This is a genomic window from Mycobacterium sp. NPDC004974 (assembly GCF_053600815.1).
In genome coordinates, this window is the sequence record NZ_JBSGAQ010000002.1 from 442,463 (window position 1) to 465,956 (window position 23,494).

Genomic DNA, 23,494 nt, shown 5'->3' on the forward strand with positions numbered 1-23,494 from the left:
CGAGTTGTGAAGGACCTTTGATGAGCGCCATGTGGCAAGGCTGTCTCGCGGACACCGACTACTTCGAGATGCGTTCCAGCGGTGGGCATGACTATGGCGTCTGGGTTACCACGCCACCCGGCTACGACCGCGCCACACCACAAGTGCCCGTCGTGTACGTGCTCGACGGCAACTTTGCCGTGGGCCTGACGGCTCCGCTCATCGTGACCCAGATGGACCCCATGCAACGGATTCGGCCCTACATCCAAGTCAGCGTCGGGTACGCGGGCGAGGAAGCGCAGGACTGGGACCGGCTGCGCAACAGAGACTTCGTGCCACCCGGCGAGCCCATCGCCAAGGAGCTCATCGATGCCGTGGAGATGGGACTGCAATCAGGCATGAGGACACGCGACGAAGCTGACGCCTACCTCGCCGAACTACGCGACACCCACGCCGATGTGTTCCTGAATTTCCTGACCACGGAACTGCACCCGCGGATCGAACGCGACTACGGCACAGCCGCGATCGGTCACGGCCTGTTCGGCTACTCCTACGGCGGACTTTTCAGTCTGTATGCCTGGCTCACCGGCAGCACCGTCTTCGAGAGCATTGGAGCGGGCAGCCCCGGCGTCATCGGTGAAGACAGTCAGATCTTCGCCCAGCTCGACGAGTTGGGTGACAGCCGGCGTGCTGCCAAGCTCCACGTAACCTTCAACGACCGCGAGCTTCTCGGAGACCTGGCCGTCTACCAAAGCCTCGCGAAGAACACGGCCACCGTCCTTCACCGCCTCACTTCACGCAACGAAACGGTCACCAGCGAGATCCTGCACGAAACGCACGTTACTGGCCTGCAGGCATCGTTCCTCAGTTACCTCAGGACCTGCCGCCCCATGTGAGCGCAAGCCGCCTCATCTCTCGCCGGACGCAAAACCGCTGCCACGAACAGCAACTGAGCAACCACCGAATCGAGGCAACGCGATCATTTCGTTTCCTCAACCAGCTTCTCCAGAAGCGGTGTCAGCCTGAAGTCAACGAGCTTGCGCATGACCAGCGAGGTGTTGGTCTGCTCGACACCGTCGATATCGAGTATCCGGCCGGCCACCCGGTAGAGATCGTCCGCCTCGCGGGCGACCACGTGAATCAAGAGATCGGTAGCACCGCCGAGTCCCTGCACTTCGACGACTTCGGGAACCTGCTCCAGCGCTCGGGCGATGGCAGCGAGCTTGCGCTGCGTGACGCGCGTCAGGATGAACGCCGTCAACGGGTAACCCAGTGTGGCGGGATCGATGCGTCTCTCGAACGAGCGCAGGACGCCTAATCGTTCCAACTTGTTGATGCGTGCCTGGACAGTGTTGCGCGAGAGCCGGGTCTTGTCGGCCAATGCGAGAACGGTGGCCCGAGGGTCATCGTTGAGAGCCTTGAGGATCCGAGCATCCAAAGCGTCGACTCTGGTTTGCGTAGTCAAAATGACAACCTCCATCTGAATGCCCGAACATCGACGTCAGCAAAATGCTCAGTCGATCCACGTGAACTTGTCCAAAGTGTAGTTCGATGCTCGACTAGACAGCGAGTTCTGCACCCCTATGGAGCTCCGACGACCGTGTCATCGCGGTCGGCAGCGCCTGCGCTCTCACTCGAGCCCGCTTGCTGCGACGCGCCTTCGCCGTGTTCACGACCTGAGCACGGCGAAGGCCGGTCACCCCACAATCTGGAACTCGCACGCAAGGAAACCACTGATGGACCGCTCGCAATCAGTCGATGCACGGCCCCGTGTCGCCGACACGTCAGCAGACGCCGCCCTCCGCGAAATCGAGGATCGCGTGTTGTGGCTATCGACGTCGATCATTCACCACGCCAACCGTGTTCGGCCCAATCCGACCGGTCTGAAGGTGGGAGGCCATCAGGCGTCGTGCGCCTCCATGACCTCGATCATGACGTCGCTGTGGTTCGAACAGCTTCAACCAGGCGATCGGGTATCGGTGAAGCCGCATGCCTCGCCCGTGCTGCACAGCATCAATTATCTGTTGGGCGAACTCGATCAGAAGTACTTGACTACTCTGCGCGAGTTCGGTGGTCTCCAGTCCTACCCGAGCCGATCGAAAGACCCTGATCCCGTCGATTATTCGACAGGATCGGTGGGGATTGGGGCGACTGCGCCGATATGGGGCGCGATCGCCAGTCGCTACGTCGATACCCAGATCGGCGCCGCGGGAAAAGGTCGCCAGTACTCGCTGGTGGGCGACGCCGAACTCGACGAGGGGGCGGTCTGGGAAGCCATCCTGGACAACTCCGTCGCCGAGCTCGGCGAGATCGTCTGGATCATCGACCTCAACCGCCAATCACTCGACCGCGTCGTGCCGAACATCGCGGCCGGACGGCTGGAGGCAATGTTCTCGGCCGCCGGATGGCAAGTGATCAATGTGAAGTTCGGCGCCCAGCTTGAGTCATTGTTCGACCACAGCGGTGGGGCCGCGCTGCGCACCCGCATCCTCGAGATGCCCAACCCCGAGTACCAGCGTCTGCTGCGCTGCTCAGCCGAAGAGCTACGGGAGAGGCTGCCCGGCAACGGAATAGGCGCCGACCAGATCTCGACGCTGATCCGCGACCTGGATGAGAACACGTTGCTGGCTGCGATCCGCAATCTGGGCGGTCACGACCTCGGCGCACTGCGCGCCGCCTACGCCCAAATCGATGACACCCGTCCGACGGCGATCATCGCCTACACCATCAAGGGTCACCGACTGCCCACCCAGGGCCATCCCCAGAATCATTCGTCACTACTCACCATCGAGCAGTACGAGCAGTTCGCCACGGAACTCGGTATGGACCCGACCAGTCCTTGGCAGCGTTTCGCCACCGATAGTGCGCCCGGAGCGCTCTGCGCCACGACCGCCGAGAGGCTGCGGCGCGAGCCGGTGACCCTGTCGCCTCCGCCCGCCGTGCCCGTTGACACCGGTCGCACTCCCTCGGGCACATCGTCCACCCAGGCGGCCCTGGGCCGGGTGCTGCTCGACCTGAGCCGTCAAGCTCCGGACGCGGCCAAGCGTGTGGTGACCGTGAGCCCCGACGTCAGCTCAACGACCAACCTGGCCGGTTGGCTCAACAAGGTTGGCGTGTGGTCCCCCAATGAACGTCGGAACTGGTTCGACGACGACCCCGAGACGATCATGCACTGGCGGGAGAGACCAACCGGACAGCACATGGAACTCGGTATCGCCGAGACCAATCTTGTCGGCCTGATCGGTGAGCTCGGTGCGACGTGGAGCCGGTGGGGCGAACCCCTCTTTCCGATCGGTGTGGTCTACGACCCATTCGTGGAACGTGCCTTGGAGCCATGGTCCTACGGCATTTACGCAGGCGGACAGTCGATTCTGGTCGGCACTCCCTCGGGTGTGTCACTCGCGGCCGAGGGCGGCGCACATCAGTCCATCAAGACACCGTCGATCGGCCTTGAGCAACCTGGTTGCATCAGTTACGAACCGGCATTTGCCATCGATGTCGAGTGGACGTTGCTGTCATGCATTGGCCTGATGGGCCGGCCGGATGGCTCGTCGTCGTATGTGCGACTTTCCACGCGGCCCGTGGACCAGACTTTGGCATCGGTTCCCGACGACGCCACCGCCCGAGAACGCCGGAGAAAACAAGTGGTCGCCGGTGCGTACATCCTGCGGCGAGCCGGTGGCGTACCGCAGATCGCTGTGGTCGCAATGGGAGCGATGATCACCGAATCCCTGCGGGCGGCCGATCGGCTCGCCGAGCAGGGCATCGATACCGACGTCATCTGCGTGACGAGCCCCGGCCTGCTGTTCGACGCATTACAAGCTCGCCGCGGGCTTTCCGAGAGCCCCAGCTGGATCCTCGACCAGGTCTTCCCAGCCGACCGAGCCGCCCCTATGGTGACCGTGCTCGACGGACACCCACACACGTTGGCGTTTCTCACCGGCATCAACAACGTGACGGGAGCCGCTCTGGGAGTGAGCCGATTCGGACAGGTCGGCTCGCTCGACGATGTCTACCGGTATCACGGCATCGACACCGACAGCATCGTCAGCGCAGCACTCGACCTGGCCGAACGGAGCGTGAAATGACTGCCGCCACAAGCATTACCAACGTGGAACTGCCCGCCCTTGGCGAGGCGGTCACCGAGGCCACCATAACCCGGTGGCTCAAAGCAGTAGGCGATGAAGTCCAGCATGACGAACCCCTGCTCGAGGTCGCCACCGACAAGGTCGATACCGAAGTCTGCTCTCCCGCAGCCGGAATCCTGACTCAGATCATCGAGCCGGAGGACTCCGTGGTCGAGATCGGCGCGGTCATCGCGGTGATCAGCGCTGCCGACGCAAACCCCACCGAGGAAACGGCCAATGAGCCAGAGAGCGTTCCAGAGGTCGCCGAGCCGGAACCTGAACCTGAACCTGAACCTGAACCGGTTGAATCAGCAACGGAGCGCGTCGAGAAGCTCTCGCGGATCCGGCGCACGATTGCTCAGCGCATGCTGACATCGCTGCAGACATCGGCACAGTTGACGACGGTGGTCGAAGTCGACCTGACCAATGTGGCGCTGGTGCGCAATCGCAACAAAGACGAATTCGAGGGCCGGACCGGCCAGAAGCTGTCCTACCTGCCGTTTGTCGTCGACGCTGCCGTAGAAGGCCTTGCGGCACACCCGGTGATCAACTCTTCGTTGAACGCCGACTGCACCGAGGTCACCTATCACAGTGCCGTCCATCTAGGTGTTGCAGTCGATAGTGACAAGGGTCTGATGGTGCCGGTGATCCGCGACGCCGAGTCAATGACGTTGGCAGGCTTGGCAGCAGCCATCGCGGCATCGGCCCTGGCGGTGCGGTCGGGGACGGTACGGCCTGACGATCTGTCAGGAGGAACTTTCACGATCACCAACACTGGAAGCCGCGGCGCGCTGTTCGACACCCCGATCATCAATCAACCCCAATCGGCCATCCTGGGTGTCGGAACAGTGGTCGAGCGACTGGTCCCTGGACGCGACGAGCTTGGCAACCTCGTGGTGAAGACCAGTTCAATGGCCTACCTGTCGCTGTCCTATGACCATCGGATCATCGACGGCGCCGACGCCGCACGCTATCTCGGCACCGTGCGCCAGCGCCTGGAGCGCGGCTTCGACGATGCGGACCTTCGATGATCAAGAAACCCCCAAAGTCGGGGCAACCAGTGCCACGAGCTACAAACGTCAACTCGCACGCGCTTACTGAATACGGCCGCATGCTCTCGTTCGTGGCTCGATGGGCGCCATTCGATCACGGCGACGAGTACATCCTGCCGGAATTCGGCATCGCACCTTCGACCTTCTATCGTCGAGTGCTGGCGTTCGTTCAGGAAGCACCACCCCAGGCGATGCGCGAATCCGATCGTGAACGTGTGATCGGAATCTGTTTGGCGAAACTCGCCAATCACCCGCAGAGCTCTTGACCACCGAGGCCGAATGCCCTCTCGTACGTAGGGCCGCATCGTGCTGAACACGATCGACCGCACCGGGAAGGTGCTCGATCTCTTCACGGCCGAGACACCAGAGTGGGGTGTGACGGCGGTATCCGCGAGGCTGCAACTGCCGAAGTCGACGACCTTCGACATCATGTCCAGTCTCGCCGCGATTGGTCTGTTGCAACAGACATCAGGCGATCGCTATCGACTCGGCTGGCGCGTTCTGCTCATCAGCCGTCGGCTCATGAGTTCCAGCTGTTTCAACGCCTATACAAATCGCCGTGTGGCGGCGCTCGCCCACCAGCTCTCAGCTGTGGTGACCGTAGGCGCTTGGGATGGCCGAGGCGTTGTCTGCATCACCAACGCATCCGCAGATCGGACGGACCCGATAGTTACTCGCGGAGTTCACATTTCCGGTCACACTTCGGCACTCGGGAAGCTGCTCATGGCACACCTACCGTGGTCTACGGTTGAAGAACTCATCGACCGCAACGGATTGCCGAGGCTCACAGAGAACTCGGTGGTTGACGTGAACATGTTGCGTGCGCAGCTCATCTCCGCGCGACGCGACGACATCGCGATAGAGCACGGTGAAACCATCCCGGACCAGTCATGCATCGCCGTAGGCATCCATCAACGTGACCACCGGGCGGTTGCGGCATTATCGATCAGCGCACCGACGGAACGCCTTCTGAACCGTAGAGAAGAGTACTGTCGCATTGCCCGCCGGACAGCGCGTATCCTCGTCGAGAACGCAGTTCCGCCGCACTGAACCATCAAGGCCCACACCTGAACACGGCGCAGCGAGCCGCGAGACCGCTTGTCAGCAAGGCAAGGTGGCTCTCGCCGCACACGGTTGAGCGGTGTGGGTCGGCCGGGCGAACGAGGTTGCCAGCTCCTTCGGTGCCGTTGACCGAGTCACGGTGGCCGACGGCAGATCGTCGGTACGCGCCAAGCTGATCCCCGTGACGTCACTTCCATGAGTGAAGGACATCGCACCCATCCCTACCGCTGCCGCCACACCCATCACCGCTGACAGCGCCTTGACTCGTCCAATAGTGCTGGCTCCCATAGTGTTCTCCCATCGAACGTGACGGCCGGCCGATATGCCGGAAGGCCGGTAACAGTGACGGGAGCCACACTGCCAACGAAAAGTGATGTACGTCATTGGCTGTCCGACTATTTCGGATGAGCCACTTCTCCGCGTATACGGGGAACGGCTAGCCGGATTCCTCTGCACCCCAATATGTCTGACCACCAGCGTCGACCCGGTCCGATGCCCGCGCAACAGCGAGATCGCCGTCTAGGCTGCTGGATTGACTGGTGTAGAGCCGTTTGCTGGCGCTAACCGTCACTCGGTGCTGCGGCACCGTCGCTCAGGGACCGCTGCAGGCGACGCATTCTTGCAATCCACCCGTCATAGTCCGCGCCCTTGCCGCGAAACATACCCAGAACCTCCGGGTGAGGTAGAACCATGAATCGCTCCGCGCGTACGGCGCGGATCGTCTCCGCCGCGACCTCTGCTGCGCTGATGACGCTGCCGGACTTGATGATCGACTGTGCGCCGATCCGGCGCGACAGGCCCGTGGAGGAGCGCACTGCGGTGAGAAGGGGCGTGTCGACTCCGAGCGGACACACACAGCTCACGCCTATTCCCTCCTCACCGTGGGTGATTGCAAGCCATTCAGCGAATCCGATCGCAGCGTGTTTGGTGACCGCGTACCCCGCCGCGCCCAGTTGCGTCAGCAGGCCGGCCGCGGATGCGACCGACACGAAGTAGCCGCTGCCGCGGCCGCGCCATCCCGGTAGCAGCAGCCCGGCGGCATTGACATGAGCGCGTAGGTTGATCGCAAGGACCTTGTCCCAGTCGGCGGATTCACCGAGGCCCGCAGCTCCCACGATGCCGGCATTGGCGACGAAGATGTCCACGGGCCCGAAGTGCCGTTCGGCCTCAGCGATCAAGCTTGTCACGCCGTCAACGGTGGATGCATCCGCCCGGATGCTCGTCGCCGCGTCACCGATGCTCCTGGCCGCTTCGGCAGCGTCACGCTCGTCGAGGTCGCCGATGACGACCTGTGCTCCATTCCTGGCGAGTTCGACGGCCAGTGCCCGGCCGATTCCTGATCCACCGCCGGTGACGACAGCAACCTTGTTCTCGATCTGCATCTGATCCCATCCCCGTCGGTTTGATGTGACCGCAGTGGCGATGTCGATTCAGCGGGGCAGCACGGTGACGGGAATCTCGCCGGAGTGGTATCGCTGCCGCATCAGCTTCTTGTCGTACTTGCCGACGCCGGTGCGCGCGATAGAGCCGACCACGGCCCACCGCTCAGGCAGCCACCATCGCTGTACCCGCTCCTCAAGCCAAGCCTTCAGATCTTCGGCCCGCGCGGCAGAGCCGGGGCGCAAGGTCACCAATGCGAGTGGTCGCTCATCCCAACGGGTGTCAGGTACGCCGATCACGGCAGCTTCGATCACATCAGGGTGACCGGCCAGAGTGGTTTCAAGGTGCACGGAGCTGATCCATTCGCCGCCGGACTTGATCACGTCTTTGGCTCGGTCGGTGAGCGTCAGGTACCCGTCTGCGCTGATGTGTCCGATGTCGCCCGTTTGGAGCCAGAGTTGTCCGTCCGAGTCGGTGGAGAAGCTCTCGGCGTCGATGCCGCCGTGGTAGCCGCCAGTGATCCAGGGGCCACGCACCTGCACTTCGCCAACCGATCGGCCGTCGCGGGGCAGAACAGCGCCCGTCTCGTCGACGACGCGTCCTTTGGCGCCGAACAGGAATCGGCCCGTGCTGTTGAGCTTTCGCTGCTGATCGGTCGTGGTCGCGTTGCCTGGAACGTCGGCGATGGTCACGATGGGACTGGTTTCGGTCATGCCCCACGCTTGGACCAGCGGAACCGCGAATTCATCGCGATACGCGGCGACAAGCGACGCCGGCACCGCGGCGCCGCCACACAGCACTCGACGCAACGAGTCGACTCGATGGCCGGGATTGTCGCGCAGCCACAGCAACATGTCGTTGAAAACCGTAGGAACACCGCCAGACAACGTGACGCCGTGTTGGGCGATCATGTCGACGAGCGTGTCGGGCTTGAGGTGGCGGTCCGGCAGTATCAGTGTTGCGCCGGCCATCAGCGACGCGTACGGAATGCCCCACGCGTTGACGTGAAACATCGGGACTATGGGAAGCACCCGGTCACGGGAGGAGATTCCCGCAACGTTGGCCGTGCAGACGGCAAGGGCGTGCAAATAGACCGACCGATGACTGTAGACCACGCCTTTGGGATCCCCGGTGGTCCCGCTGGTGTAGCACATCGCCGCAGCGCTGTGTTCGTCGAGCACTGGCCACGCGAACGTAGTCGGCTGACTGTTCACGAGTTGCTCATAGGCGATCACGTCGGGCACCAGACGTGATACCTCGGTCAGCTGAGCGTCGGTCGGGTCACCGGCGATTACCAGCGCCTCCAGCTCCGGCATCAGCGGCAACGCTGGGAGCAGCGTGTCGAGCAAACTGGCGTCGACGATGATGATCTTGTCCCCGGCATGGGAGGCGATATAGCCGAGTTGCTCAGGCGTGAGCCGAATGTTGAGGGTGTGCAGGATCGCGCCAGAACAGGGCGCGGCGAGGTATGCCTCGAGGTGCCGCTGGTTGTTCCACATGAAGGTCGCAACCCGGTCACCGGCTTCGATTTCGAGGCCAGCCAATCCGTTGGCCAGTTGAGCTGCGCGCGTGGCAATCTCAGAGAATGTGGCGGCTTGTACGGCGGTGTTGGCACCTACATAGGTGAGGACCTCTGAATCACCGAAGGTGCCGTCGATTCCGTCTAGGATCGCGGTGAGCGTCAGCGGTACGTTCTGCATGGTGGCATGGATGTCCATGGATGCGGTCTCTCCGATTGTCTATCGCGCTCAAGAAGCGTGAGGTGTCAGGGGGCAGCGGCGGAGAGCCTGCACGGCTCCCAGGTCGCGGCAGGCCCAGAGACGACCAGCTCGCACCTGGACTTCAGCTGTGCATGTTGCACGTAGTCGGCCAAAGTCACTGTCGTGAAACCAAGCTCGATCAGCATCGCGGTGATGCAACCTGCGACCAACTCCGGCCGCGGCACCGAGAACCTCGGCGCTGAGGTGATGGGTGGCCGCAGGTACACGATGACTCCGCCGTGTGCGGCGATACGCTCGTGACACCTCTCAAATTCGACTCTGCATTCGCAGCCAGAGGCGAGAAGTGGGTCACCATGGACACATTCCGTGATGACATACACGGGTGGATCGATATCAGGTACGGAGGCGCCGATGAACACCGTATGCCGAGCGCCCGTCAGGTGGTCTTCAAAGTCGACTGCTCTGAGCGCCCGGCCTGCCAGCTGGTCCAGTCGGTTCTGAACCGGCGTGACCCGTTTGCGGCGTCCATCACCGTGGAAAAGGCGGTGGTGCACGACGCTGTCGATGTGCACCATCGGCAAGCGATGGTTCTGAGCGAACACACTGATCGCGGGTTCCCGCAGTAGTTCGCCGTCCTCCCCTAGGAGGGCAGCGGTCAGTCCTACAGGTGGAAGCCCCGCTATGTCACAAAGATCCACCGTCGCCTCGGCGCTCCCCCGGCGCTTGAGCACCCCGCAGCCTGCAACCCTCACTGGGAGAACATGACCGGGCCGCACCAGATCACGTGGCCGGGAGCAGTCGCTTGCCAGAACGCGCGCAGTGCGGGCGCGGTCGGTCGCGCTGATGCCGGTACCGATACCGGATGCGGCGTCCACCGCGACCGCAAACGTGGGAGCTTCCACATTCGAGTCATCGTCACGGACCATGGTCGGCAGATCCAGTTCCTCTGCTCGACGTGCGGGCAGCGCCGCACAAATCAGCCCCGAGGTGAACCTCACCAGCCATGCCGTCCAATGCGGCGTGGCATGAGCAGCCGCGATCACTACGTCGGCGACGACCTGGTCATCGGTGCCGTCGACAACCAGAACCGGAGTCCCAGCACGCAGAGCCGAACCGGCGCGCTCGATCGCCAGCCGAGACACACAGCGGTGCGCCGTCATGAGTCATGTCCGACCGCGAACGTTCGAAATCGGCTGTCGTGAAAGAGAAGCGGCGATGCGTCGAGGTCCGCCGCAGCGGCCTTGACTTCGAGAATGACCACATCATGGTCACCGGCGGAAACGGTCGTAGAGATCTCGCAGTCGAGTTGGGCCACCGCATCCGACAGCAGCACCGCGTCGGATTCGGTGGCGAACCAGGACACTCCGGCAAATCGATCCACATTCTTCGCCGCAATCTGCCGACACGCGGCCTCTTGCCGCGATTCCAGGACGGAGACGCCGAGATGGCATCCGTCAGCCAGATGCGGCCAGGTCGTCGACGTGTGCTGCACGCAGATCGACACCAACGCCGGATCGATGGATACCGGGGTGAACGAGGTGGCAACAATCCCGACCGGTTGTCCATCACGCAGTGCGCACACCGCAGCGACGCCAGTTGGATAACGACCGTAAAGCTTACGCAGTTGCGCCATATCCCGGTCAGAGTTCCCGGTAGAAACGGGATCGAGGGTAGTCATCGCTTGCACTCCGTTCTCGTGGATGTCATGCGCCCCGGGCGCGGGCGTAGTCGGCAATAAGGGAGATGACCGCGTCGAGGCACGCCTCCCCGAGCCGTTCCGAGGCGCCTTCTGGGTCACCCAGAACCCCGTTGGCGGAGACTGCTCCGATTCCGTCCTGAAATGCCCGATCGAGTAGCTGCTGGTCCACCTTGCCGGTGTAGCCCCGGACGAACCGGTCGGTGCGGACCTTCTGTGGGTGAAGGGCCAGCATCACCGACGTCTCTGCGATGTCAGCGTGCCCTCCCACGTTGGCGCCCAAAGATGCCACGCTGTCCGCCGCCCGTCGCCACGCGTTCAAGATGGCCTCGGTATCGGAGAAGACGATGACTGTCAGCGGCGCGAGTGCCGCCGTGAGTCGCACCTCGAAGTCACGCATCACGGGATGGTTCCCGATATGCCCGGAGAACATGACGATTCGTTCGAAGCCATCGTTGGCGAGGTGCCGACAGTAGTCTTCGCACACCGATTCCAGCGTGGACGCGCGAAGCGACAGGGTGCCGGTGAATCCGAGGTGGTGCGGTGAGTACCCCACACGCACGGTCGGCAGAACCAGCGCGCCCCCGAGATGGCGCGCGACCCGCACCGCGAGCTCGTCGGCATGATCGGCATCCATCGACAGCGGTAGGTGCCCACCGTGCTGTTCGACCGCTCCCAGCGGGAGAACCGCTGTGCGTGCTCCTTCCGAGATCGCCGCGCTGATCTCGGCGCTTGTCATGAACTCGATCCGAACCTCGTTCAACGATTCACCTACTTCAGATCGCCGCCGGCGAACCGCGCCTGGCGGGCAATCTCCCCCTGCTCACCGGCGTCGTACATCTCATCGACAAGGTCGCGGAAAGACGCGAGGATTGCAGACCGCCGTATGGTGCCCTTGAGAGTCAACTCGCCGTCCGCGGCCGAGAGCAGCCGTGGCAGGACGCGGAACTTCTTCAATTGCAGCGGCCTTGAGAGCTCAGAATTGACTTCGTCGATCCATGTGGCAAGCGCGGCATCTCGGTCAGCCGTGGGCATCGCCCGCGCCTCCGCACTCACGCCGACCAGTACGGTCAGATACTTGCGTCCTTCACCGACGACAATCGCGTCATCAATGAGTGGACTGGCCTTGAGTCGGAGCTCGATCGGTTGAGGGCTGACAGTTTTTCCGCCGCTGGTCTTGAGGACATCTTTGATTCTGCCGATGATCCGCACTTCCCCATCGGGGTCCATCTCCACCAAATCGCCTGTGCGGTACCAGCCGTGGTCCATCGCGGCGGCCGTCGCCTCGGAGTCGTCGAGGTAACCGCTGAAGAGGCAGGGGCTGCGCAGCTGCAGCTCTCCCTCTCCAGATACGCGCGCCTTCCACCGTGGGTCGGGCATGGTTTTCCCGATTGTTCCGGGCGGCGGGAATGCGCGATCCCACTGGGCAAGAACCGATCCGCAGGTCTCTGTCGTACCGAAGAGCTCACGAAGGTCGAGTCCCCACATCTGCCACAACGCCGCTACCTCGGGGGACATGCTGCCCGAAGCAGTCCAGGCGACCCTGATGCGGTCCATGCCAACCTTTGCGCGCAGGGGAAGGAACACCCGACGGAGGCACACGTTGTACGGATAGTTGAAATACCACGGGACGTCCTGATCCCTCCAGCGCATCTCGCTTACTTTGCGAGCAATCCGCATCGCTATCGCGTACCGCAGTCGGAAGGCGGCGCCAGACTCCGAAAGCTGCTGTAACACCTCGCCGGCCAACTTCTCGTGCATTCGCGGTGGCCACAGGACCGCTGTCGGTCGCACACCGACGAGCGCGTCCAGACGTTGCTCCATGGTGCAGTAAGTAATGACGAGGCGAGACATGATCGGGGTGAATACGCCGATCAACGCGGGTGCAACATGCGAGAGGCCGAGAAACGCAACGAGGTCGTGCCTGATCCTGCCGACCTCTGGGTACGACATGGCGAAGGCGAGCACCGAGTACTGCAGCGTACGGTGCGTGTGGATCACACCTTTCGGCGCACCGGTAGACCCCGACGTGTAGAACAGGGCCGCGGGCTGATCGATATCGCCCGCCTCAACCAGCGCCGCGAACAGCTCGGGTTCGGTCGCCCCGCGGGATCGACCGCGATGGCGGAGTTCTCCCCAGTGCACCGCCCGCACAGAATCCGAAAGGCCCTGCGGTTTGGTGTCGAACCCGATCGTCGCACGCAGTCGTGGCAGCTCGGCCGATATCGCGGCAATTTTCGCGACATCTGCCACGTTCTCCGCGAAAACGACTGTGGCCTCGGAACTCTCCAGTGCCTGTTTGACTTCGGCGACCGAGCTCGTGGGGTACACGCCCACGGGGACACCGCCGAGACTGAGTATCGCCAGTGCGGCCACGACCCACTCGTGGCGAGTAGACGACACGATGGCGATCCGGTCGCCTGGCACGGCACCCAGATCATGCAAACCGAGCGCAACCTCCCGGACCTGCTCGAGATATTCGCGCCATGTGGTCGGGTGGGCTGCCCCGTTTCCCCAGCTGCAATACGCGATCACGTCAGGTTCACGCTCAGCGCGGTCGCACAGCATCTGAGCGAAAGTTCGATTCACGGCGTCGAACTCCGTCAGGGTGTCCAACATCGGCACCTCCGTACATCCCGTCGACGACGAGGTCGATGCCCGTGTGTTCTGCATCTTCATAGTCAGTCCAGTTCCTCGGTCAACACGACTGCGCCTTGGCCGCGGGAGCCCTTCGGCCACTCCACCGTTGCCGCAACTCTCGTGCGGCCGGGTCGTCGAAATAATCGGCAGCGGCCTTCAGCGTGCGTTGCAGGGACGCCTCATCGCGCACGTCGTCCGCAGCGTTGACGCTGCCCTTCAAGGCACCATAGAGCACCGGAGCCTTCGAGCCGGCGGCGCGCGCCATTGCGACGGCCGCGGGGATCAGCTCCTCGGGACCGGCGACGAGTTCGTCGATGAGGCCGATGTCGAGAGCGTGCTGTGCGTCGAAAAGCTCACCCGACAGGATGATTCGCCGGGTAACGCGCACACCGAGCACCCGGTTGGCTCGTTGGATCCCCTTGTCCGCCGGTAGCAGTCCGTGATTGATCTCCGGAAACCCGAACCGCGCCGAGTTGACGGCCAACGCACTGTCCGAAAAGAGTGCGACCTCCATACCGCCGCCAACACAGTGCCCATTGATCGCGCTGACCACCGGACGCGGGTAGCGATCCATCGCCACGAGTAGTGCGTGGAATTCCCTCATTCGAATCTCTATCTCGCCAGCGAGCGCACCCTCCAGCTCTTTGATGTCGCCTCCGCCGCTGAAGAACCGCGCTCCCTTACCGGTGAGGACGATCGGTGGTGCGTCCGGCCTGGCGCGGAGCTGCTCGAACAGGCCGACAAGATCGTGGATGAGCTGGCGGTTCATCGCATTTGCCGGTGGCCTGTCCAACGCGACCACCAGAACGCCATCGTGGTCAGCGGTGTCGAGAGTGGGGGACTGGCCGGTCGCGAGTGCGCTCATAGGTCACCTGGCTACGTTCGCCGGTTGCGGTCCCAGGACAGAGTGCCCTTCGCCGCGTGCGGACGGATACTCCGGCGGACGGCCTTCGCGGAAGGCCTGCCGGGCCTCGAAGTAGTCTGCACTCGCGAATCCGATGACCTCCAGCGCCGCGGAAAGCTCGTGCTGCGGAAGGGCATTGGTGAGCCATCCGGTGTTCAGGGACCGCTTTGTCCAGCGGATCGCCTGCTGCGAGCCCTGCGCAAGTTCGTCGGCGATCTCGAGGGCGCGATCCAGCACATTCTCCCTCGGTACAGCGAGACTCACCAAGCCGATTCGTTCAGCTTCGATGCCGGTCATACTCGCCGAAGTCAACTGGTAATACTTCGTCTTGGCCATCCCCACGAGCAACGGCCAGATGAGCGAGGAATGGTCACCGGCGACCACACCGACACGGGTGTGCCCGTCTCGAAGCAGTGCATCCTCGGCAGCGACGCTGATGTCAGCCAGAAGCGCCATCGACAACCCCCAGCCAACCGCGGGACCGTTGATCGCCGAGATGAGCGGCTTGTCCATGTTGAGGATGGCCGTAATCCGTTTGCGCTCGCCCTCCATGAGCGCCACCGCTTCATCCAGCGTGGGCTCTGGCTGGCGTACGTCCATGCCCGTGCAGAAGCCACGGCCCGCGCCGGTGACGACGGCAACCCGCGTTTCCGGGTCTCGGTCGACCTCCACCCAGATGTCCGAAAGATGATCGAACATCGGCATCGTCAACGCATTGAGCCGGTCGGGTCTGTTGATCGTGATGAGCAGAACACCATTGGGCCTGCGTTCGATCAGGATCTCCTCGGGGTAGCGGCTGAAGATGTCATCAGCGGCCAATTTGCTCATCGTGTCTCTCCTACCTTGACAACATTCTTATGGGAATTCGACTGGGATTTGGACTCTTCGAACGCTTCGAGCTCCGCATAATGAGCGGGCCGGGCCGTGCGGATGTCGGCCAGAACCGCGTCAGCGGGGCGCACCACGGCCCGTGGGTTCTTGAACCTGGGGATGACGTACTTGCCGAAGAGCTCGATCGACTTCATCAGCTCTCTGTGTGGGAGTCCATCGATTCTCATGACGATGGCGTCTGCGCCAAGGTCGGCGAATCGCTGCACTTGTGCCGCACAGTCATCCGGATCGCCCACGATGAATCCGGACGATTCCTCGAACATGTATCGCTCGTCGTTGAAGTCGACGTTCCGTACCGCGCCCATGTACTGATAGTCGGCCGACAACTTGGACAGGCGCTCATACGCGTCGGTCGAAAGCGCCACAGTCTCTTTCAGATTCCGCGCCCACTTGAGGGCTTCCTCACGGGTCTCGGCACAGTGCATTCCGCCTCCGACCGCGACGAGCTTCTGCGCTTGGAGCGGATAGGCATGCGTAGCTCCGTCGAGGGCATCGTCGTAGATGCGCAACATGCTCTCGACAAACTCGAAGCCGAGGTAAAAACCACCGACGATAGCCCCGATGCCGAGCTCGGCGGCCTTGCGAACCGACTCGGGACTGCCGGCCGCCATCGAGATGGGGGGATATGGCTGTTGAATTGCCTTGGGCACCAAGCTTCGCGGCGGAATCTTGTAGTGCTCGCCAACATAGGAGAACACGTCATTGTGCAGAGCCCGGCGGATGACCTCCAGCCCTTCTATCAGCTGAGCCTTGTTCTCGCTTGGTTCAACTTCGAAGGCGCGCAGCGCAAGTGTCGTGTTTCCCCGCCCCACTCCGAGTTCCACTCGGCCGCTGGACAGGATGTCCTCGGTTGCCAACCGTTCGGCAACGCGAAGGGCATGGTTGATGCGCGTAGGCAAGAGGGTGACCAAGTGCATGAATCGGATGCGCTTGGTCAGCGCCATCAGGTAGGGATAGATGACCTCAGGTGCGGAGGTTGTCGCCGTGCCGATCGCGACGTGCTGCTCAGACGTTCCGAACGCGTCGAACCCCACCTCCTCCGCAAGTAGGACCTCGTCCACGAGCTCGCGGTAGCGGTGCTCATGGGTATGCCCCGGGACCGTCTCGCCTTCGCTCATGAAAATGAACCGCATATTCACACCACTTTCCACTAGGTGAACGATCATTAACGTAAGACGCGGCGCCGCGGTTGTCAACGCGGAACTTCGATCGAGTTTCAAGTCCGCCCTAGGCGGCCATTGGAACCCTGTTTAACTGGCAATATAAGGGAACCTGGCGGTGCGGCCACGGTTCCGTCGGCCCATGACGCCTGGCCGACGCTGGTTACGAGATATTAACGATCATTAATGTCGCCTTGCCCAGCCGTCCGGCGAGCGGAGGTGCAACGTGGCCTCCTCGTGCGCGCCTCTCGATCGCTCCCGGACTCGGCGGCGCCTGGCACCGTGGCTATCGTTGTTTGCCATGACCACTGACGCTGCCGCGCACGAGCCGTCCGCCGGCACTTCACGCCGGGATGTCTTGCTCAAGGTGGCCGCCGACCTGTTCTTGCGAAACTCCTACGACGGAGTGACTGTGGACATGATCTGCACAGCGGCCGGAATTTCCGGGCCGGGCCTCTACAACCACTTCGAGAATAAGCAGGCCCTCTTGATCGCCGTCGTGGAGAGTCCCTTGGCGGCTCTGCACCGGTTCGCCAGGGAAACGGCGGAAGCGGAGCCCGATCCGCGGGCGGCACTGGAGATCTTGGTCGACTTCCACATCAGGAGCGTGGTGACCTCAGCTCCGACGACGCTTGTCTTCATGAAGAACGAACACGCCTTACCGGAGAAGGACCGGCGGCGAATCCGACGCGAGATGAATCTCTATGCCGAGGAATGGATTTCCATCGTCGCAGCATTGCGGCCTGACCTGTCCGAGCCAGAGGTTCGGCTACTCACCCATGCAGTGTTCTCAATGCTCAATTCCGTAGCGACTCTCAACAAGGGCCTCGACCACGAGTCGATCGTCAAGACGATGTCGACCGCAGCGATCACGGCACTCACCTCGCCTGGCGACGAATGACGTGGCGGCCGCGCCCGGCCAGATACTCGCGTAGGGATTCCACTTCGGCACCGTCAGGGATGGCTCACCGAACCGTTCGACTCTTGGTGCGTTAGTACAGCGCAGCCAGTGTCATCGCTACGCATACTGTGCCGATCAGCCCAACATAGGCACGGGCGTGGACGATGTCGGGGATCGTGATCCCATAGCGCCGCAGCACAACCACCACGGGTGTCGCACCCAGCAGCAGCGCGGCCGCAGAGGTGACATCCACCGATGCGATCAGCGGCACAACGGCGGGTGCCGTGATGGCCAGCGTCATCGGATTCGCAAGAGCTGTCGCCGATTCCATGGAATGGCCGGCTCGACGCAGCAACGGGACGGTAAGCACGCTGCCACCCACTCCGAGGAACGCGGCAACAGCGCCAACCGGGAGCCCGTATCCGGCTCGAATAGTGCGGCGTTGAGTGGCCACCCCGACGGGGCGGACGAAACCCGGCCGGACGACGGCATCCATGAGTGTTATACCCAGGTACGCCACGAACGCCCACTGCCCGAGTTCGGCGGGCGCGAATCGCGCGGCCAGGCCGCCCACTATCCCGCCCATCGCCAGCAGTGCCAGCAGGGCACGCTTCCCGCGCAGGCTCGCAAGGATCTCGCACTTCGGCGTCGGTCTTTGTGAGAAACGCCAAGAACTCCTGGTTGCGGCGACGGGGCGCAGCGAGCCGATGCCCTTTCCAGTCGCCAGGTCTAACGCGGCATTCAGGCTGCGGTGGACCGGCGGGTGAGAACAAACGACGCGCCTGCCCCATTCGAGCGAACGTTGGATGCTGGCGTACCGATCACAGACAGCCGCCGTGGCATCGCAGCAAAGGTGGACCAATCAGGGTTCTTGGCCCACGCGCCAAGTTGCGCCATCTCAAATGGCAATGCGCCATCGAGAACGGCGACCGACAGCACGGGATTGGAACCATCATTCAGACGGCGTGACGTCTGTGGCCCGAACAGAGATAAATTCTCCTAATCTTGACTAAGAATCATTAGCTGTACTTGATCACCGCACGTCCATAGCCTCAAACGCATGGCTTCACCCGTCCTCGTCGGATTCCTCACCACCATGGCGTTGATCGCCGCGATCGGCGCGCAGAACGCCTTCGTGTTGCGTCAAGGCATCCGTGGCGAGCACATCGTCGCCGTGATCGCGGTGTGCACCGTCTCCGACCTGATCCTGATCGCCGCGGGCATCGCCGGCGTCGGTGCTCTGATCACCGCGCATCCCGACGCCATGACGGTGGCGAAGTTCGGGGGCGCGGCCTTCCTGATCGGCTACGGCGTCCTCGCCGCACGCCGCGCCTTCCGGCCCTCGACCCTCACCCCGGCCGAGCGCACCCCGGCCCGACTGGCCGAGGTGCTGGTCACCTGCCTGGCGCTGACCTGGCTGAACCCCCACGTGTACCTGGACACCGTGGTGCTGCTCGGCTCACTGGCCAACGAACACCGGGAGCAGCGGTGGCTCTTCGGCGCCGGCGCGGTGGCCGCGAGCGCGGTGTGGTTCACCGGCCTCGGCCTGGGTGCGCGACGGCTGGCCGGACTGTTCGCCACCCCGATGACCTGGCGCATCCTCGATGGCGTCATCGCCGTGATGATGATCGCGCTCGGCGTCAGCCTCGCGGTGTCCTGAGCACCGGTCGCCGTCACCTCGGCGCGGTCAGAATTCGTCGGGCAAGTGTCGATCGGATTCTGGGCATGCGACAGAATTACGAGGTGAGTCCCATGTTCCGCCGTGAACCGCCCCCGGCGCCGCATCCCATGGCGGACGCTCCAGCCTGGTTCACCTCCGCGCTGGGACAGGCACCAGAGCACTCCACGATCGACGTCGACGGGTGCCCGATTCATGTGCGCACCTGGGGTAACCCGGACAAGCCCCCGCTCGCGTTCGTCCATGGCGGTGGAGCCCACTCCGGCTGGTGGGATCACATCGCTCCGTTCTTCGCCCGCACCCATCGGGTCATCGCGCCTGATCTGAGCGGGCATGGCGACAGCGGAACGCGCACCGAATACGCACTGTCGATCTGGGCCCGGGAAGTTCTCGCGGCGGCGGAAGCCTCGGGATCCTCGGCGCGGCCCACCATCGTCGGTCACAGCATGGGCGGCTGGGTGGGCGCCTCGGCCGCCACCCGCTACGGCTCGCAGATCGACAGCATCCTGGTCATCGATTCGCCGCTGCGCGACCGCGCACCGGAGGAAGTGCCACTACGCAACCGTCGCCGGGACACGGCCGGATACCCATCCGAGGAAGACATCCTGGCACGATTCAGGGCCGTGCCGAAGCAGGACGTGACGCTGCCCTACATCGGTCACCACATCGCCGTGGAATCGATACGCAACACCGACGACGGGTGGGTGTGGAAGTTCGACCCCGATATCTTCGGCGGCCACCTGCTCGACGAAACGTCCGCCGATGAGGAGATCCTGGAGAAAGCCTTTGCCCGAATCCCTTGCCGGGTTGGGTATTTGCGTTGCGAACGCGGAGTGGTCCCGCCACCGATGGCCGACCAGATTCGCTCGATGCTGCAACTGCGCGGCCCATTCGTAGAACTCGCCGAGGCCGGTCACCACCCCATGCTGGATCAGCCCCTGCCGCTGGTGGCGACGATCCGGACCCTGCTGGAGTTCTGGTCGATCACCTGAGCGGGTTGCCCCGCCGAGGTGTCTGTCACGTCATGGCCCCCCGGTAGGCTGCCGGAGCGGATACCCATGCGCGATCGGAGGTCCGATACCCGTGCTCGACGCTGACGATGTGCGCAGCATCGCACTCTCTTTCCCCGAGACCACCGAGAAGGAGCGCTGGGGCCATCCGACATTCGACGTGGCGGGCAAGATGTTCGTCACCGTCCCCGACGACGAGACCTCATTTGCGGTGCGCTGCCCCCGGTTTGACCGTGAGGAACTGATCGCCGCCGAACCGCACAAATTCTGGGTCCCCCAACACGAGGCCGCCTCGTCCTGGGTGCGGGTCCGGTTGGCTGAGCTGGAGGATCGGCGAGAGCTCCGCGATATTCTGCTCGACTCCTGGCGGCAAGCCGCGCCCAGCCAGCTGACCGAGTAGCTACGTGCTGCCGGGCGCACCGGCTCAGACTGGGGCGAACCGACCGGCCCAGGGCATCGCCTGCTCGAGCTGGGCCCCCAGCTTGAGCAGCAGCGCTTCACCGGCAAGCGGCGCGACGAACTGCACGCCGAGCGGCAGACCTTCTGCCGTCCAGTGCACGGGTAGCGAGATCGCCGGGCGGCCAGTGATGTTCGCCAGTTGCGTGTAGGGCACCCAGCCCAGGTTCTTGTCCACCATGTCGTCGACGATCTTGGTGTAGCGCAACATGCTTGCGGTACGGGTCTTGATCAGCGCATCGGCGGCACGCTGCAGCACCACCGGCAGATCGAACTCGCCGATCCGCGGAGGCAGGGTGGCCAAGCTGGGCGTCAACAGCAGGTCGTAGGACTCGAAGAAGGTGCTCAGCCGCCGCGTGTGTTCGTGGCGCCGCTGCACCGCATCCAGATAGTCGACACTGCTCGCGGAGCGACCGAGCGCCGCCATGATGAGCGTGTCACGTTCGAATGAGGCGTCACCCGCGCCGGTCAGCCGTTTGGCCTCGGCGACCTCCCATGCGCTGTAGACGAACCAGGTCAGCAGGAAGTCGCGAGCAAGCGCGGCGTCGTCGAAGGGCGCTTGAGGCAGTTCCTCGACATGGTGGCCGAGTTCGGTCAGCACGGCAGCCGTTGCCTCGACGGCTGCGAACGCCTCGGGGTGGGGCGCCGGGTTGATCGCCGTCGGCACCCGCAGCCCGATCCGCAGTTTTCCGGGATCCGCCCCCACACACGACGCGAACGGCTCAGCGGGCAGGCCCGGCACGTACGGCCCCCATGGTTCGCCGCCGCTGAGGACGTCGAGCATCGCCGCGGTGTCGCGAACCGTCCGGGAGACGACGCCTTGAACGGCCGCGCCGTGCATGGATTCCCCGGTCGCCGGACCCGACGGCGTCAGCCCACGGCCCGGCTTCAGCCCGACAAGTCCGCAACTGGCCGCCGGAATGCGTATCGATCCGCCGCCGTCATTGGCGCCGGCGCAGGGCACGATGCCCGCTGCAACGGCGGCCGCAGATCCTCCCGAACTGCCGCCCGGCGACCTTGCCAGATCCCACGGGTTCCGGGCCGGCCCCCAGACCTCAGGCTCGGTGATTCCCTTCGCCCCGAACTCGGGGGTGTTGGTTTTCCCGAAGATGACCAGGCCGGCGTCGATCCAGCGCTGTACGACCGTGGCGTGCTCGGTGGCGTTCAGCGACATGAGCGCACGTGAACCAGCCGAGGTGGGCAAACCGGCGTAGTCCTGCGCCAGATCCTTGATCAGGAACGGGACCCCGGCGAACGGACCGGTCAGATCGTCCGACGGCGAAGCCGGAACGTCGCGCACGATGGCGTTGATCTTCGGGTTTACCGCCGCTGCCCGTCCCCGGGCCGCGGCGAGCAGCTCCGCCGCCGAAACCCGCTTGTCAGCAACCAGTTTCGCCAAGGATGTGGCGTCGTGCGCACGGTACTCGTCGAAGTCCATCCCACGAACGTAGACCCCGTTGACGTTGCGCGGTGCTCTACCGCCGGCGAGGAACATCGGACCCGCCGTGAGGGGTCGACGCTGCCGAAGAATCCGACTTGGGCAAGCTGGGTACCAAACCGACCCGAGGAGGAGCATCCGTGGACTTCACGACGATCCGGCACGAGCTCGACGACGGGATCCTCACCGTCGTCCTCGATCGCCCGGAGAACCTCAATGCCTTCACCGTCGAGATGGCCGACGAGTTGGAGCGCACCTTCGTGTCGGTCAACGACGACGACGCGGTACGTGCCGTCATCGTGACCGGCGAGGGCCGGGCGTTCTGCGCCGGCATGGACCTGTCGAGCGAGGGCAATGTGTTCGGCCTCGACGAGACGAAGTCACCCAGCCTGGCCGACATGGCCGACCTCGACGACCCCGAGCTTCGGCGGGTCAGGGATACCGGCGGCCGGGTGACCCTGGCGATCTACGCCTGCCGCAAGCCGGTGATCGCCGCCATCAACGGGGCCGCCGTCGGGATCGGCGCGACGATGACGCTGGCCATGGACGCCCGGCTCATGTCCACGAAGGCCCGCTTCGGGCTGGTCTTCGGGAAGCTCGGCATCACCCCGGAAGCGTGTTCGACCTGGTTCCTGCCCCGGATCGTCGGCATGCCAACAGCTTTGGACCTGGTGTACCGCTCCGACATTCTCACCGCAGACGCGGCCCGCGAGATCGGGCTGGCGCAGGCCGTCCACGAACCGGACGCGTTGATCGCCGAGGCCCGAGCGCTGGCCGACGCCTGGACGCGCGACCGCTCATCGATCTCGGTCGCCCTCATGCGGCAGATGCTCTACCGGAATTCCGCCGAGCCGCACCCGGTCGACGCACACCGGGTGGATTCATTGGCGATGTTCTACACCAGCATCGGTGACGGCCACGACGGCGTGCGTGCCTTCCTCGACAAGCGGCCACCGCAGTTCTCCGGGCGGGCTTCCGATATGCCGCCGTTCTATGAGGAGTGGACCGCCGGCGGGGAAGCCCGCGACTGATCCCCCTCCTAAAGAGGTGCGATTGAAGCGTTGCTGGCGGATTTAGACTCTTGTCCATGGGTGGGGCGTTGCGTGTCAATCCAGACTCGCTGCGCAATGTCGCGCGCGCTCAGGCTGACGTGGGTGAGTTTGTCTCAGGTCTGGCCGCAGGCCAGTCGCTGCATAGTGCCAGCTCCGGGGTGTCTGGTCTGCTCAGTGAAGGCGCGTGTCAGTTCGCCAGCTCCCTGGTGGATACCGCGCTGAACGCGGTCCACGAAGACCTGACCAAGCACTCCGACAACCTGTCGACAGCGGCCGATCGCTACCACCGCATGGACGAGGAGTTCGGGCGTCGCTTACGCAGGTTCGCCCAATGAACCCCCGCTCAG

Annotated in this window: 23 protein-coding genes; 11 read left to right on the top strand and 12 right to left on the bottom strand. The window is 63.7% G+C overall.

The window, feature by feature from the left end:
* Positions 1 to 20: 20 nt before the first annotated feature.
* Entirely contained in the window at positions 21 to 875 is an 855-nt protein-coding gene (locus ACWEFV_RS07045; RefSeq protein ID WP_450069607.1) for an alpha/beta hydrolase, read from the top strand.
* 83 nt (positions 876 to 958) lie between these two features.
* On the opposite strand, the gene ACWEFV_RS07050 is transcribed toward ACWEFV_RS07045, so the two are convergent.
* A complete protein-coding gene (locus ACWEFV_RS07050) occupies positions 959 to 1,459 on the bottom strand; it encodes an Lrp/AsnC family transcriptional regulator (protein WP_090423875.1) in 501 nt (166 codons plus the stop codon).
* Between the two features lie 256 nt (positions 1,460 to 1,715).
* Here ACWEFV_RS07050 and ACWEFV_RS07055 point away from each other — a divergent pair, with 256 nt between their 5' ends.
* Genes ACWEFV_RS07055 through ACWEFV_RS07070 form a run of 4 tightly spaced genes read left to right on the top strand, consistent with a single transcriptional unit; the run spans position 1,716 to position 6,208 of the window.
* On the top strand, positions 1,716 to 4,067 hold the full coding sequence (locus tag ACWEFV_RS07055; RefSeq protein WP_450069608.1) for a transketolase-like TK C-terminal-containing protein: 2,352 nt from the start codon (positions 1,716 to 1,718) through the stop codon (positions 4,065 to 4,067).
* Complete coding sequence (locus tag ACWEFV_RS07060; RefSeq protein ID WP_450069609.1) at positions 4,064 to 5,137, top strand: 2-oxo acid dehydrogenase subunit E2; 1,074 nt, start codon at positions 4,064 to 4,066, stop codon at positions 5,135 to 5,137. The genes ACWEFV_RS07055 and ACWEFV_RS07060 overlap by 4 nt, the downstream gene beginning before the upstream one ends.
* The gene (locus ACWEFV_RS07065; protein WP_450069610.1) at positions 5,134 to 5,424 is read left to right on the top strand and encodes a DUF3263 domain-containing protein; all 291 of its coding nucleotides are present in this window, start codon (positions 5,134 to 5,136) and stop codon (positions 5,422 to 5,424) included. The genes ACWEFV_RS07060 and ACWEFV_RS07065 overlap by 4 nt, the downstream gene beginning before the upstream one ends.
* A gap of 40 nt (positions 5,425 to 5,464) precedes the next feature.
* The gene (locus tag ACWEFV_RS07070) at positions 5,465 to 6,208 is read left to right on the top strand and encodes an IclR family transcriptional regulator (protein ID WP_450069611.1); all 744 of its coding nucleotides are present in this window, start codon (positions 5,465 to 5,467) and stop codon (positions 6,206 to 6,208) included.
* Positions 6,209 to 6,780: 572 nt separating this feature from the next.
* On the opposite strand, the gene ACWEFV_RS07075 is transcribed toward ACWEFV_RS07070, so the two are convergent.
* The 9 genes from ACWEFV_RS07075 to ACWEFV_RS07115 form a co-directional block, all read right to left on the bottom strand.
* Positions 6,781 to 7,602 (bottom strand): SDR family oxidoreductase, encoded by an 822-nt coding sequence (locus tag ACWEFV_RS07075; protein ID WP_450069612.1) that lies wholly within the window; start codon positions 7,600 to 7,602, stop codon positions 6,781 to 6,783.
* A 48-nt stretch (positions 7,603 to 7,650) separates the two neighbouring features.
* Positions 7,651 to 9,300 carry a long-chain fatty acid--CoA ligase gene (locus ACWEFV_RS07080; RefSeq protein WP_450069755.1) on the bottom strand — a complete coding sequence of 550 codons (1,650 nt, stop codon included), beginning with the start codon at positions 9,298 to 9,300 and terminating at the stop codon, positions 7,651 to 7,653.
* Between the two features lie 65 nt (positions 9,301 to 9,365).
* Positions 9,366 to 10,463, bottom strand: coding sequence for a 3,4-dihydroxy-2-butanone-4-phosphate synthase (locus ACWEFV_RS07085; RefSeq protein WP_450069613.1), 1,098 nt, complete (start codon positions 10,461 to 10,463; stop codon positions 9,366 to 9,368).
* A gap of 14 nt (positions 10,464 to 10,477) precedes the next feature.
* Complete coding sequence (locus tag ACWEFV_RS07090) at positions 10,478 to 10,999, bottom strand: flavin reductase family protein (protein WP_450069614.1); 522 nt, start codon at positions 10,997 to 10,999, stop codon at positions 10,478 to 10,480.
* Positions 11,000 to 11,024: 25 nt separating this feature from the next.
* The gene (locus ACWEFV_RS07095) at positions 11,025 to 11,780 is read right to left on the bottom strand and encodes a creatininase family protein (RefSeq protein WP_450069615.1); all 756 of its coding nucleotides are present in this window, start codon (positions 11,778 to 11,780) and stop codon (positions 11,025 to 11,027) included.
* Positions 11,781 to 11,788: 8 nt separating this feature from the next.
* Complete coding sequence (locus ACWEFV_RS07100) at positions 11,789 to 13,636, bottom strand: AMP-dependent synthetase/ligase (RefSeq protein WP_450069616.1); 1,848 nt, start codon at positions 13,634 to 13,636, stop codon at positions 11,789 to 11,791.
* A 79-nt stretch (positions 13,637 to 13,715) separates the two neighbouring features.
* The gene (locus tag ACWEFV_RS07105) at positions 13,716 to 14,522 is read right to left on the bottom strand and encodes an enoyl-CoA hydratase/isomerase family protein (RefSeq protein ID WP_450069617.1); all 807 of its coding nucleotides are present in this window, start codon (positions 14,520 to 14,522) and stop codon (positions 13,716 to 13,718) included.
* A gap of 3 nt (positions 14,523 to 14,525) precedes the next feature.
* Positions 14,526 to 15,389 (bottom strand): enoyl-CoA hydratase/isomerase family protein, encoded by an 864-nt coding sequence (locus tag ACWEFV_RS07110; protein ID WP_450069618.1) that lies wholly within the window; start codon positions 15,387 to 15,389, stop codon positions 14,526 to 14,528.
* Positions 15,386 to 16,618 carry an LLM class flavin-dependent oxidoreductase gene (locus tag ACWEFV_RS07115; protein WP_450069756.1) on the bottom strand — a complete coding sequence of 411 codons (1,233 nt, stop codon included), beginning with the start codon at positions 16,616 to 16,618 and terminating at the stop codon, positions 15,386 to 15,388. The genes ACWEFV_RS07110 and ACWEFV_RS07115 overlap by 4 nt, the downstream gene beginning before the upstream one ends.
* A 295-nt stretch (positions 16,619 to 16,913) precedes the next feature.
* Here ACWEFV_RS07115 and ACWEFV_RS07120 point away from each other — a divergent pair, with 295 nt between their 5' ends.
* Positions 16,914 to 17,513, top strand: coding sequence for a TetR/AcrR family transcriptional regulator (locus tag ACWEFV_RS07120; protein ID WP_450069619.1), 600 nt, complete (start codon positions 16,914 to 16,916; stop codon positions 17,511 to 17,513).
* Positions 17,514 to 17,604: 91 nt separating this feature from the next.
* On the opposite strand, the gene ACWEFV_RS07125 is transcribed toward ACWEFV_RS07120, so the two are convergent.
* On the bottom strand, positions 17,605 to 18,375 hold the full coding sequence (locus tag ACWEFV_RS07125; RefSeq protein WP_450069620.1) for a TSUP family transporter: 771 nt from the start codon (positions 18,373 to 18,375) through the stop codon (positions 17,605 to 17,607).
* Positions 18,376 to 18,573: 198 nt separating this feature from the next.
* Between ACWEFV_RS07125 and lysE the strand changes: the two genes are divergently transcribed.
* The 3 genes from lysE (at position 18,574) to ACWEFV_RS07140 (ending at position 20,601) form a co-directional block, all read left to right on the top strand.
* Entirely contained in the window at positions 18,574 to 19,173 is a 600-nt protein-coding gene (gene lysE / locus ACWEFV_RS07130; protein WP_450069621.1) for an L-lysine exporter, read from the top strand.
* Positions 19,174 to 19,229: 56 nt separating this feature from the next.
* On the top strand, positions 19,230 to 20,183 hold the full coding sequence (locus tag ACWEFV_RS07135; RefSeq protein ID WP_450069757.1) for an alpha/beta fold hydrolase: 954 nt from the start codon (positions 19,230 to 19,232) through the stop codon (positions 20,181 to 20,183).
* A gap of 91 nt (positions 20,184 to 20,274) precedes the next feature.
* Complete coding sequence (locus tag ACWEFV_RS07140; protein WP_135451676.1) at positions 20,275 to 20,601, top strand: MmcQ/YjbR family DNA-binding protein; 327 nt, start codon at positions 20,275 to 20,277, stop codon at positions 20,599 to 20,601.
* A gap of 24 nt (positions 20,602 to 20,625) precedes the next feature.
* Here the strand turns inward: ACWEFV_RS07140 and ACWEFV_RS07145 are convergent, their stop codons facing one another.
* Complete coding sequence (locus ACWEFV_RS07145; protein ID WP_450069622.1) at positions 20,626 to 22,095, bottom strand: amidase; 1,470 nt, start codon at positions 22,093 to 22,095, stop codon at positions 20,626 to 20,628.
* A gap of 140 nt (positions 22,096 to 22,235) precedes the next feature.
* Between ACWEFV_RS07145 and ACWEFV_RS07150 the strand changes: the two genes are divergently transcribed.
* Both ACWEFV_RS07150 and ACWEFV_RS07155 read left to right on the top strand, forming a co-directional pair.
* Entirely contained in the window at positions 22,236 to 23,126 is an 891-nt protein-coding gene (locus ACWEFV_RS07150; RefSeq protein ID WP_450069623.1) for a crotonase/enoyl-CoA hydratase family protein, read from the top strand.
* A 56-nt stretch (positions 23,127 to 23,182) separates the two neighbouring features.
* Entirely contained in the window at positions 23,183 to 23,482 is a 300-nt protein-coding gene (locus ACWEFV_RS07155; RefSeq protein ID WP_450069624.1) for a type VII secretion target, read from the top strand.
* The last annotated feature ends 12 nt before the right edge of the window (positions 23,483 to 23,494 follow it).

What these genes read in the sequence shown, in the direction of transcription:
- ACWEFV_RS07045 (WP_450069607.1), top strand. Translation starts at nt 21, where the DNA reads ATGAGCGCCATGTGGCAAGGCTGTCTCGCGGACACCGACTACTTCGAG.
- ACWEFV_RS07050 (WP_090423875.1), bottom strand. Translation starts at nt 1,459, where the DNA reads ATGGAGGTTGTCATTTTGACTACGCAAACCAGAGTCGACGCTTTGGAT.
- ACWEFV_RS07055 (WP_450069608.1), top strand. Translation starts at nt 1,716, where the DNA reads ATGGACCGCTCGCAATCAGTCGATGCACGGCCCCGTGTCGCCGACACG.
- ACWEFV_RS07060 (WP_450069609.1), top strand. Translation starts at nt 4,064, where the DNA reads ATGACTGCCGCCACAAGCATTACCAACGTGGAACTGCCCGCCCTTGGC.
- ACWEFV_RS07065 (WP_450069610.1), top strand. Translation starts at nt 5,134, where the DNA reads ATGATCAAGAAACCCCCAAAGTCGGGGCAACCAGTGCCACGAGCTACA.
- ACWEFV_RS07075 (WP_450069612.1), bottom strand. Translation starts at nt 7,602, where the DNA reads ATGCAGATCGAGAACAAGGTTGCTGTCGTCACCGGCGGTGGATCAGGA.
- ACWEFV_RS07080 (WP_450069755.1), bottom strand. Translation starts at nt 9,300, where the DNA reads ATGCAGAACGTACCGCTGACGCTCACCGCGATCCTAGACGGAATCGAC.
- ACWEFV_RS07090 (WP_450069614.1), bottom strand. Translation starts at nt 10,999, where the DNA reads ATGACTACCCTCGATCCCGTTTCTACCGGGAACTCTGACCGGGATATG.
- ACWEFV_RS07100 (WP_450069616.1), bottom strand. Translation starts at nt 13,636, where the DNA reads ATGTTGGACACCCTGACGGAGTTCGACGCCGTGAATCGAACTTTCGCT.
- ACWEFV_RS07105 (WP_450069617.1), bottom strand. Translation starts at nt 14,522, where the DNA reads ATGAGCGCACTCGCGACCGGCCAGTCCCCCACTCTCGACACCGCTGAC.
- ACWEFV_RS07110 (WP_450069618.1), bottom strand. Translation starts at nt 15,389, where the DNA reads ATGAGCAAATTGGCCGCTGATGACATCTTCAGCCGCTACCCCGAGGAG.
- ACWEFV_RS07115 (WP_450069756.1), bottom strand. Translation starts at nt 16,618, where the DNA reads ATGATCGTTCACCTAGTGGAAAGTGGTGTGAATATGCGGTTCATTTTC.
- ACWEFV_RS07120 (WP_450069619.1), top strand. Translation starts at nt 16,914, where the DNA reads ATGACCACTGACGCTGCCGCGCACGAGCCGTCCGCCGGCACTTCACGC.
- lysE (WP_450069621.1), top strand. Translation starts at nt 18,574, where the DNA reads ATGGCTTCACCCGTCCTCGTCGGATTCCTCACCACCATGGCGTTGATC.
- ACWEFV_RS07145 (WP_450069622.1), bottom strand. Translation starts at nt 22,095, where the DNA reads ATGGACTTCGACGAGTACCGTGCGCACGACGCCACATCCTTGGCGAAA.
- ACWEFV_RS07155 (WP_450069624.1), top strand. Translation starts at nt 23,183, where the DNA reads ATGGGTGGGGCGTTGCGTGTCAATCCAGACTCGCTGCGCAATGTCGCG.